Genomic DNA, 11,601 nt, shown 5'->3' with positions numbered 1-11,601 from the left:
CTTTTAGCAAAGATGCTATGACATGGAAACTGATGTGGCTGCTGCCGGATTTATTGGAAAATCCGGTATTTTCCTCAATGAAACGCTATTTAAGTGACGATGACGACAAACGCAAGATTCACCAACTTGCAGCACGGGTCGCAGACCTTTTTGACCAATATCTGGTCTATCGCCCTGAATGGCTTGATAGCTGGGAGCGTGGGCAACTGATTGACAATCTGGACGAAGCCCAACAATGGCAGGCTTTGTTATGGGTGGAGTTAACGCGCTATACCCGCCAGTTAGAACAACCTGAATGGCACCGTGCCAATCTCTATCAGCGTTTTATCCGCACGTTGCACGAATCAGATGTTTGCCCCGTAGGTTTACCTAAACGGGTGTTTATTTGTGGTATCTCGGCTCTGCCCCCTGTTTATTTGCAGGCGCTACAAGCATTGGGTAAACACATTGATATTCATTTGATGTTTACTAACCCCTGCCGCTATTTCTGGGGTGATATTCAGGATTATGCCTTTCTCGCTAAACTACAAAGCCGTAAACGCCGCCACTATCGTGAATCGATTGAATTAAACCTGTTTAGAAACCCAGAGCAAGCAGAGCAGTTGTTTAATGCTGATGGAGAACAGGATCTGACTAATCCACTACTGGCTTCGTGGGGGCGGTTGGGGCGTGACCATATGTTTTTACTGTCTCAGGTTGATGATATTCAAGAGGTTCATGCTTTTGTCGATATCGAGCCAGATAACCTGTTACAAGGGATTCAGCACGATATTTTGGAGCTGGAAGACCACGCGGTTATTGGCACCTCGCCGGAAACCTTAGCCCACAGTGGGGGAAAGCGCCTGCTGGCGTTATCCGATCGCTCTCTCAGCCTGCATGTGTGTCACAGCCCTCAGCGTGAAGTCGAAGTGCTACAAGACAGTCTGTTGGGGCTACTGGCGGCAAATCCTGAACTGACTCCACGCGACATCATTGTGATGGTCGCAGATATTGACAGTTATACCCCCTATATTCAGGCCACATTTGGCAATGCAAGCGGTGAGCGCTATCTGCCGTTTGCAATTTCTGACCGCAAAGCCAGTCAGGCACATCCTGCTTTGCAGGCATTTATTACATTGCTTGACTTACCTCAGAGCCGCTTTACCTCTGAGCACGTTCTCGCACTTTTGGACGTCCCTGCTTTAGCGAATAAATTTGGTATTGCTGAAGATGACCTACGGCGTTTACGGCACTGGGTTGGTGAGTCAGGCATCCGCTGGGGGCTGGATGATGACAATGTACGGGAGTTATCCCTGCCCGCGACTGGGCAGCATACCTGGCATTTTGGTTTAACCCGTATGCTGCTGGGCTATGCAATGGACAGCACCGCTGGGGATTGGCAAGGCGTGCTGCCTTATGATGAATCGAGCGGCCTGGCGGCGGAACTGGCCGGGCAATTGGCCGATATGCTGATGCAACTGAGCCAATGGCGGCAGCGGTTAAGCGAACCCCGCGTGCTGAGTGAATGGTTGCCCTTGTGTCGCCAACTATTGGATACCTTTTTTGAACCTGATAATGATACCGAAGCGGTGCTGGTGTTGATTGAACAACAGTGGCAGAAAGTGATTAGCTACGGCATTGCGGCGCAGTATCCAGAGAGGGTGCCGCTTAATTTATTGCGAGATGACTTAGCAGGCCGGTTAGACAATGAGCGTATCAGCCAGCGTTTTCTTGCTGGCCCGATTAACTTCTGTACTTTGATGCCGATGCGTTCGATTCCATTTAAGGTGGTTTGCTTATTGGGCATGAATGACGGTGTATACCCACGCACGTTGCCGCCACTGGGATTTGATCTTATGGCTAAACAGGTACGACGTGGGGATCGTAGTCGCCGTGATGATGACCGTTATCTTTTCTTGGAAGCACTTATTTCGGCGCAGCAGCAGCTCTATATCAGCTACATTGGCCGCTCGATTCAGGACAACAGCAAGCGCTACCCTTCCGTCCTGGTGAGTGAATTAATTGAATACATCTCGCAAAGTTATCGCTTACCGGGGGATGAATGGCTCAGTGCCGATGACAGTGCCGGTCGGGTTATCGAGCATTTGTTATGCTGGCATCCACGCATGCCATTTGCGCCAGAAAATTTCATTAAAAATAGCGAGTTACAAAGTTATGCTGCGGAATGGCTGCCTTCGGCTGAATCCAAAGGGCAGGCGCATCCTGAGTTTAATAAAGTACTCGCACCTGAGCTTTTGTCTGAAGTTACCCTGGATGAGTTAATCCGTTTTTATCGTCATCCGGTGCGCGCCTTTTTCCAGTTACGGCTGGGGGTAAACTTTGTTATTGAAGAAACCGAGCTGTCCGATGAAGAGCCATTCACCTTAGATAACCTTAATCGCTATCAATTCAATACGCAGTTGTTGAATGTTTTGATAGATGAAGGCGATATTAATACGGTATTCACCCGGGCCAGAGCCGCCGGTAGCCTTCCTTATGGATCTTTTGGTGAGCTTTACTGGGAAAGTCAGCAAGAAGAAATGGTGCCATTAGCTGAGCAAATTCGTGCTGAACGCAAAGAAAATCACAGTATTGAGCTAAATATTGAGTTTGGTGCTATCACCCTGACAGGGTGGATGCATCAGATTCAAGAGGATGGTTTAGTGCGTTGGCGTCCTGCGGCCCTGACCGCAGTGGATGGACTGTTATTATGGATTGAGCACTTAGTTTATTGTGCCACGGGGGGCGCAGGAGAAAGTCGCATGTATGGCCGCAAAGGAACCGCATGGCGCTATGATGCTCTTGGTCACGATGATGCTCGCCACTATTTACAGCAACTTATCGCGGGTTATCAACAGGGTATGTGTGAGCCTCTATTACTGTTAAGCAAAAGTGGCTGGGCGTGGTTGAGCCACTGTTTTGATAGCGATTCTGGCCAGATTTTGTGGGATGAAGAAACGCAAACTAAGGCGCGAATGAAGCTGCTACAGGCTTGGCAAGGTGACCAACGTGTTGCGGGAGAGGGGCAAGATCACTATATCCAACGGGTTTTCAGGCTGATGGATAACCAAAATCTCGACATGATTTTACACGAAACGGAACGTTATTTATTACCGATAGCCCGTCATAATAAGGCGTAAAACTGCATGTGTCAGGCCATACAACCGTAAGCGTGTTATACAAGAGAGCATGAGTAAGTGCTTTAGCGGCAATTTTAAGGGGTTAAGGGAGAAACGGAATGCATAAACAGTTGGCGCGCATTATTGGCCTATTTTTCTTACTGGGTTTGTTGGCTCCATTGAGTTGGGCGGCGGAACCGGGGTGGCAACCACTGGCAGAGGCCATTCACAAAAGTGAACATGACCTGCGTAAATATCAGGCAATAAAATTGCCTAATGGTATGACGGTGTTATTGGTTTCTGATGCACAAGCGCCTAAGTCTCTGGCGGCATTGGCACTGCCCGTCGGATCACTGGAAGATCCGAATAACCAACTGGGTTTAGCCCATTATCTTGAACACATGGTGCTGATGGGGTCTAAACGTTTCCCGCAACCTGGTAGTTTCTCTGAATTCTTGAAAAAGCATGGCGGTAGCCATAATGCCAGCACCGCTTCTTATCGCACCGCTTATTATCTTGAAATTGAAAATGATGCTTTGGCACCCGCGGTTGAACGCTTGGCCGATGCCATTGCCGAACCCCTGTTAGACCCGATTAATGCTGATCGTGAGCGTAATGCGGTTAATGCTGAATTGACGATGGCCCGTTCCCGTGACGGTATGCGCATGGCACAGGTTAATGCCGAAACGTTAAATCCCGCGCACCCAAGTGCGCGTTTCTCCGGCGGTAATCTGGAGACGCTGAAAGACAAGCCCGATGGCAAATTACATGACGAGTTACTGAGCTTCTACCATCGTTATTACTCGGCCAACCTGGTGGTGGGAGTGCTGTATAGCAACCAGTCACTGGAACAGTTAGCGCAATTAGCGGCAGATACTTTTGGCCGAATTCCAAATTGGGATGCCACAGTGCCGCCGATTACCGTGCCAGCAGTGACCCCGGATCAAACCGGTATCATTATTCACTATGTTCCCGCCCAGCCGCGTAAGCAGTTAAAAATAGATTTTCGCATTGCGAATGACAGCGCAGAATTCCGTAGTAAAACAGATACCTATATTAGCTATCTGATTGGTAACCGTAGCAAAGATACGTTGTCTGATTGGTTACAAAAACAGGGCCTGGCCGATGCTATCAATGCGGGTGCTGACCCGATGGTGGACAGAAATGGAGGGGTATTCTCCATCTCGGTATCACTGACCGATAAAGGATTAGCCAAACGTGACGTTGTCGTCGCTGCCATCTTCGATTACATCAATATGTTGCAGAAAGAGGGGATCAAAAAGAGCTATTTTGATGAAATTGCTCATGTTTTAAATCTTGATTTCCGCTACCCTTCGATTACCCGCGACATGGATTACATTGAGTGGCTGGTGGATATGATGCTGCGAGTGCCTGTTGCACATACACTTGATGCCCCTTATTTGGCTGACCATTATGACCCTAAAGCGATTGCCGCCAGGCTGGCCGAAATGACACCAGAAAATGCCCGTATCTGGTATGTCAGCCCGGAAGAGCCGCACAATAAAGTCGCCTACTTTGTCGATGCGCCTTATCAGGTGGCTAAAATCAGCCCACAGGAAATAAAAACGTGGCAGCAACTGGGTAAAAACATGGCACTGAGTTTGCCTACACTTAACCCCTATATCCCCGATAACTTCACGCTGATCAAAGCAGATAAAACTATTACCCGGCCACAAAATGTCGCCAATCAGCCGGGATTGCGGGTGTTTTATATGCCGAGCCAGTATTTTGCTGACGAACCGAAAGCCGATATCGCGTTAGCTTTCCGCAATCCACACGCGCTGGATAATGCCCGTCATCAGGTGTTGTTTGCTTTGACAGACTATCTGGCCGGCATTTCACTCGACGAACTGAGTTATCAGGCTTCAATTGGGGGTATCAGCTTCTCAACGGCTGCGAATAATGGTTTGTATGTGAGCGCTAATGGTTTCACCCAGCGTATGCCACAGTTGTTGACCTCATTGGTTGAAGGCTATTCCGGTTTTACACCGACAGAAGATCAATTGGCCCAGGCTAAATCCTGGTATCGGGAGCAACTGGATGTTGCCGAAAAAGGCAAAGCCTATGAATTGGCGATTCAACCCGCGAAAATGTTATCTCGAGTGCCTTATTCGGAGCGTAGCGAACGGCGTAAATTGCTCGACAGTATCAGCGTAAAAGATGTCGTGACTTACCGCGACAGCCTGCTGAAACAATCGGCGGTGGAAGTGTTAGCGGTCGGTAACATGACAGCTCAGCAAGTCACTGAACTCACCGAGTCGCTGAAAAAACAGCTTAGTCTGACCGGTACTACTTGGTGGACAGGCGAAGATGTGGTGGTGGATAAAGCACAGTTAGCCAATATGGAACGCATTGGCAGCAGCTCGGATGCCGCACTGGCGGCTGTTTATGTACCCACCGGCTACAACGAGATCAGTAGCATGGCCCATAGCGCCTTACTTGGGCAAATCATCCAACCGTGGTTCTATGACCAACTGCGCACTGAAGAGCAGCTAGGCTATGCGGTGTTCGCCTTCCCGATGCCGGTTGGGCGGCAGTGGGGGTTAGGCTTCGTGTTGCAAAGCAACAGCAAGCAACCAGCTTACCTTTATCAACGTTATCTCGCTTTCTATCCGCAAGCTGAAAAGCGCCTGCGTGATATGAAACCTGCTGATTTCGAGCAGTATAAACAAGCACTTATCAATCAGTTGATGCAACGGCCACAAACGCTGGATGAAGAGGCCGGGCGTTTTAGTAACGATTTCAATCGTAATAATTTCGCCTTTGATAGCCGCGAGAAAATGATAGCTCAGGTGAAACAGCTTAACAGCACCGCGTTGGCTGATTTCTTCCAGCAAGCGGTCATCAAACCGCAAGGTTTGGCGCTGCTTTCTCAGGTTAAGGGGCAGGGGCAATCCAGCGGCGGGTACGCTGTTGTTGATGGATGGACAACTTATCCCACAACATCAGCCTTGCAAGCGACCTTGCCGCAGAAGGTCTTGGCTCCATGACATCAATCACTCCCCAGCGGCTTGAGCCGCTGACGCTGCCCTTGTACGGCGAGAGGCTGATTGAAGCCTCCGCCGGCACGGGTAAGACTTTTACCATCGGGGTACTTTATCTCCGGTTGTTGCTGGGATTAGGGGGCAATGCTGCATTTCGTCGCCCTTTGATGGTAGAGGAAATCCTTGTGGTGACCTTTACTGAAGCGGCAACAGAAGAGTTGAGAGGGCGAATTCGCGACAATATTCACGGGTTGCGTATCGCCTGCGTGCGGGGAGTCAGTGTTGACCCAATGCATCAGGCTTTGTTAGCTGAAATTGCCGATCTGAGTGAAGCGGCTGCCCAATTGCTGGCAGCGGAGCGCCAGATGGATGAAGCAGCGATTTACACCATTCATGGCTTTTGTCAGAGAATGTTGGTTAATAATGCTTTTGAGTCTGGCATTTTATTTGAACAAACGCTGGTGCAGGACGAGCTACCGCTACGACGGCAAGCGTGCGCCGATTTCTGGCGGCGTCATTGCTATCCGCTTCCTCTGGCGGTGGCCCGTGCCGTTAGTCAGGAATGGAGTGGGCCAGAGGCATTACTCAAAGACCTTTCCACTTATTTGCAAGGCGAAACGCCAACGTTTCGCCAAGCCCCTGGTGATAATGAAACGATACTGAGCCGGCATCAGCAAATCGTGGTGAAAATTGATGCGGTAAAAACACAGTGGCGTTTGGCCGCTCATGAGCTGGAAGTATTAATTAGTGGTTCGGGTGTTGATAAACGCAGCTATAGCGCCAGATATCTTCCTAACTGGCTGGAAAAAGTGGGTGAGTGGGCAAACCAAGAGACGGGTGATTATCAGTTGCCTAAAGAACTGGAAAAATTTCGCCAGTCAGTGTTATTGGAAAAAACTAACAAGGGTGCCGCCCCGCAACACGGGCTGTTCAGTGTTATCGACACGATATATGAGCAGCCGCTGACACTTCGGGATCTGATTTTAGCCCGTGCTATCAGTGAAATTCGCACCTCTGTGCAGCAAGAGAAACGTCAGCGGGCACAGTTGGGGTTTGATGACTTGCTCAGTAAACTGGATGCTGCATTACAGCAACAGGGCGGTGAGTTATTGGCCCAATCCATTCGCTCTCGTTATCCGGTTGCGATGATTGATGAGTTTCAGGATACCGACCCGCAACAATACCGTATTTTTCATACACTCTACGGCGGGCAAGGTGAGTGTGGCTTGTTGTTGATCGGCGACCCTAAACAGGCAATTTATGCTTTCCGTGGTGCTGATATCTTTACCTATATTCGCGCTCGATCCGAAGTAAGCGCCCACTACACATTAGAAACTAACTGGCGTTCCTCTTTCCCGATGGTGCGTTCAGTGAACCGGCTATTCAGTCTGGTGGATAGCCCTTTTCTGTTTGAACAGATCCCATTTATTAATGTGGCGGCAGCCGAAAAAAATAGCGGCCTGTCTTTTGAAATTAAAGGGAAAAAACAGCCAGCCATGCACTTTTGGCTACAATCGGGCGAAGGTGTTGGGGTTAGTGAGTACCAACAACTAATGGCGCGACAGTGCGCCGCCCAAATTCGTGACTGGCTAACGGCCGGTCAACAGGGGCTGGCGAATTTAGTCACCGCAACTGGCTCAAGGCCAGTTCAGGCATCGGATATCACTATTCTGGTACGCAGCCGGGCAGAGGCGGCCTTGGTGCGCGATGCACTGAGTGCATTAGCCATTCCATCGGTTTATTTATCCAATCGTGACAGTGTATTTGATACGGCGGAAGCCAAAGACCTGCTGTGGTTATTGCAAGCTGTATTGGCACCCGAGCAGGAGCGCGCCTTGCGCAGTGCCATGGCGACCGGGATGTTGGGGTTGGATGCACAAATGCTGGATGCATTGAATCACGATGAGCGCGCCTGGGATGCTCTGGTCGATGAGTTTGACCGATATCGTCAGCATTGGCAGCGCCGTGGCGTGCTGCCTATGTTGCGGGAGATTATTGCACGCCGTCATGTAGCCGAAAATTTGTTAGCCACCGCGGGAGGAGAGCGCCGGTTGACAGATTTACTGCATCTGGGGGAGTTGTTACAAGAGGCTGCGTCACAGCTAGATAGTGAGCACGCACTAATCCGCTGGCTAGCGCAGCAAATCGCGCAACCCAATCATCAGTCAGATAACCAGCAGTTACGGCTAGAAAGTGACCGCCATTTGGTTCAAGTCATCACTATCCACAAATCGAAAGGGCTGGAATATCCGTTAGTCTGGTTGCCTTTTATCGCTAATTTCCGCCAGCAGCAAGACGTGTTGTATCATGATCGCCACAGCTTTGAAGCCTTACTTGACCTAAACGCCGATGCAGAGAGCCAGGCTCTGGCGGAAGAAGAGCGGCTGGCGGAGGATTTGCGATTACTCTACGTGGCACTAACGCGTGCGGTCTATCATTGCAGCATTGGTATTGCTCCGCTGATTAAAGGTGGGCGTAAAAAACAGGGCGAAAGTGACATGCACCTTAGCGCATTAGGCTATTTGGTGCAGCGGGGGCAAGCGGGTGATGCCCAATATCTGTCTGAAAAGTTAGCTGAATTGGCCGCGTTACAGGGCGGTGAGATCTCCGTTTCACCCGCAGGGCATTTGGATGATGTGCCCTGGCAGCCAGCGCCAGAAACCTTACCGGAACTTGCCGCGCGTCAGTTTACCCGACAGCTACAAGATCATTGGCGAGTGACCAGTTACTCCGGTTTGCAGCAACATGGCTCTACCAAAGGTGGTGTGGTGCCGATGTTGAATATTGCACTTCAGGAACTGTTGCCACGGCTGGACATCGATGTCGTGGGTGAGCAGGCATTAATGGCTGAGTCTCGTCTCACTCCTCATAGTTTCCCGCGTGGGGCTGCACCAGGGACGTTCTTGCACGATTTACTCGAACCACTCGATTTTAGTCAGCCAATTGACGCAGGCTGGCTGGCGGAGCAACTTCAACAACAAGGCTTCGGCGAACAGTGGTCAGTGATGTTGTATCAGTGGCTAAATGACATTGTACAAACGCCTCTTAATGAAACCGGTGTGACATTGGCGCAATTGACGCCGCACAGCAAACTGGCGGAATTACAGTTCTATCTGCCCATCGACACGCTGTTATGTGCCAATGAATTAGACGCTTTAATCAAGCACTATGACCCACTGTCTCGCCAATGCCCGGCACTGGATTTTCAGCAAGTCCGAGGGATGCTCAAAGGGTTTATTGACCTGGTTTTCTGCTGGCAGGGCAAGTATTACTTGCTGGATTACAAATCCAACTGGCTGGGTGAAGATAGCAGCGCCTATACCTACGATGCGATGGCTCAGGCGATGGCTGAACATCGCTATGACCTGCAATATCAGCTTTATACGCTGGCATTACACCGCTATTTACGCCATCGTCTGGCTGATTACGATTATGAACGCGACTTCGGAGGCGTGATTTATCTCTTCTTGCGTGGGGTCGAGCCGCAAAATCCAGCTAACGGTATTTTCAGTTGCCGCCCTGAGTGGGAGCTGATTGAAGGAATGGATCGCGTATTTAGCGGTAAGGCCCATCGTCAGGAGGCGGCGTCAATATGATGGCTTTATTGGCTCAGGCGGTTCGTGACCACTTACTACGCCCGTTGGATCTACAGTTTTCGCGCATGATTGCCGGTGATGATGACCCACAACTCCAACTGGCTGCGGCAATACTTAGCGCAGAAGCCGGGGCCGGGCATGTTTGTCTGCCGATAAGTTGCCTGCAACCCGCTCAGTTTTTTGGTGGGCGGCAACCTGATTTATCTCAAGCACTGTGGCAGGCCGCCGGTGCCCCTGATAAGCCGCGCTGGTTACAGGTGTTGCAACGCTCACCGGCCGTCAGTGATGGCTCGCAGCCCACACCATTGGTATTACAAAATGAACGTTTGTATCTGCAACGGATGTGGCAATACGAAGGGGATGTGGTGCGGTTTATCGCCAGCGATAGCCTGATCACGGCTACCAATGAATCCCTACTCATTGATGAGCCGTTACTCAAGGAGACGTTGGACCGCTTATTTGGTGTGGCAACGCGTGAGGTCGACTGGCAAAAAGTCGCCGCCGCCGTTGCAGTTACCCGCCGGATTTCGGTTATATCTGGTGGGCCAGGAACCGGTAAAACCACCACCGTTGCCAGGCTATTGGTTGCACTGATACAACTTAACTCGGCTCAACGGTTACGCATCCAGCTTGCGGCCCCGACAGGGAAAGCCGCCGCGCGTTTGACTGAATCATTGGGTAAAGCCATCCGCCAGCTCGCCCTAAATGATAATGAGCGAAAATTGATTCCAGATCAGGCATCAACTTTGCACCGTCTGTTGGGTGCTCAACCTAATAGCCAGCGGCTGCGCTTCCATCAAGGCAACCCGTTAAGTCTTGATGTGCTGGTGGTGGATGAGGCTTCTATGGTGGATTTGCCGATGATGGCGCGATTAATCGCGGCATTGCCGGCTAAAGCGCGGGTGATTTTCCTTGGCGATCGCGATCAACTGGCATCGGTTGAAGCGGGAGCTGTGCTGGGCGATATCTGCCGTTTTGCTGAATTGGGTTATAGCGACTCGCGAGCTGAGCAGCTCACACGGCTGACAGGATATGCACTAAGCGGAGAGATTCCGGTTGGCCGTAGTGATAAAGATGCGACCAATGTGCGCGATAGCCTGTGCCTGCTGCGTAAAAGCTATCGCTTTGATGAGAAGTCGGGGATCGGTCAACTGGCTTTGGCAGTTAACGCCGGTCAGTATCGCGAGGCATTATCCGTCTTAAACGGTACTTATCGCGATGTTGAACGCTTTCCATTAGTTGATACAGATGATTATCAGGTGTTGCTGGAGGCCAGCATGACCGGTTATCAGCATTATCTTCAGTTGGCTGCTGCGGGTATGGATGCATCTGAAGTGCTGGCGGCATTTGGCCGTTACCAACTGCTGTGCGCATTACGCACCGGGCCATTTGGTGTTAGTGGCTTAAATGAGCGAATTGAGCAGCTGTTACATCGCAACAGGTTGATTGATCGTGCGCCGGGGCCATCTGGCCGCTGGTATGTTGGCCGGCCGGTGATGATCGGGCTTAATGACAGTGCGCTTGGCCTGTTCAATGGGGATATCGGCATCGCCTTGCTAGATTGTGAGGGGGAGCTGCGGGTGCATTTCCAGTTACCCGATGGCACGATAAAATCAGTGCAACCCAGCCGCCTTCCCAGCCATGAAACGGCTTATGCCATGACCGTGCATAAATCGCAAGGTTCGGAGTTTGAGCATACCGCGTTGGTATTACCTGGCACCTTTATGCCGGTATTGACGCGTGAATTGGTCTACACCGCCATAACGCGTGCTCGCGAGCGATTAACCTTATATTGCAACGATACCGTGTTGAGCAGTGCGATTCGGACACCAACACAGCGCCTTAGTGGATTGGTCGATCGTTTGAATGAAATAAGGCGAGTCACGAAGTAAAACCAAGGGG

The 11,601-nt window shown here is 50.7% G+C and carries 4 protein-coding genes; all 4 read left to right on the top strand.

Annotation, left to right across the window (positions count from 1 at the left end; translation table 11 throughout):
- Positions 1-3,119, top strand: a 3,119-nt coding sequence (gene recC, locus YALDO0001_RS17635; protein ID WP_042840452.1) for an exodeoxyribonuclease V subunit gamma, incomplete at its 5' end; no start/stop codon positions are given.
- Between the two features lie 98 nt (positions 3,120-3,217).
- Positions 3,218-6,109, top strand: coding sequence for a pitrilysin (gene ptrA, locus YALDO0001_RS17630; protein WP_004705143.1), 2,892 nt, complete (start codon positions 3,218-3,220; stop codon positions 6,107-6,109).
- Positions 6,106-9,699: an exodeoxyribonuclease V subunit beta gene (recB, locus tag YALDO0001_RS17625; protein ID WP_049596078.1), complete on the top strand. Its 3,594-nt coding sequence runs from the start codon at positions 6,106-6,108 to the stop codon at positions 9,697-9,699. Before ptrA ends, recB begins: the two co-directional genes overlap by 4 nt.
- Positions 9,696-11,591 carry an exodeoxyribonuclease V subunit alpha gene (gene recD, locus YALDO0001_RS17620; RefSeq protein WP_042840445.1) on the top strand — a complete coding sequence of 632 codons (1,896 nt, stop codon included), beginning with the start codon at positions 9,696-9,698 and terminating at the stop codon, positions 11,589-11,591. Before recB ends, recD begins: the two co-directional genes overlap by 4 nt.
- Positions 11,592-11,601 lie beyond the last annotated feature (10 nt).

The organism is Yersinia aldovae ATCC 35236 (genome assembly GCF_000173735.1).
Classification (GTDB): domain Bacteria; phylum Pseudomonadota; class Gammaproteobacteria; order Enterobacterales; family Enterobacteriaceae; genus Yersinia; species Yersinia aldovae.
The sequence above is the reverse complement of the archived record's forward strand: the minus strand, read 5'-3'. Positions and strand labels throughout refer to the sequence as shown.

Excerpts from the sequence above, each read along its gene's own strand:
- ptrA (WP_004705143.1), top strand. The coding sequence starts at position 3,218 with ATGCATAAACAGTTGGCGCGCATTATTGGCCTATTTTTCTTACTGGGT.
- recB (WP_049596078.1), top strand. The coding sequence starts at position 6,106 with ATGACATCAATCACTCCCCAGCGGCTTGAGCCGCTGACGCTGCCCTTG.
- recD (WP_042840445.1), top strand. The coding sequence starts at position 9,696 with ATGATGGCTTTATTGGCTCAGGCGGTTCGTGACCACTTACTACGCCCG.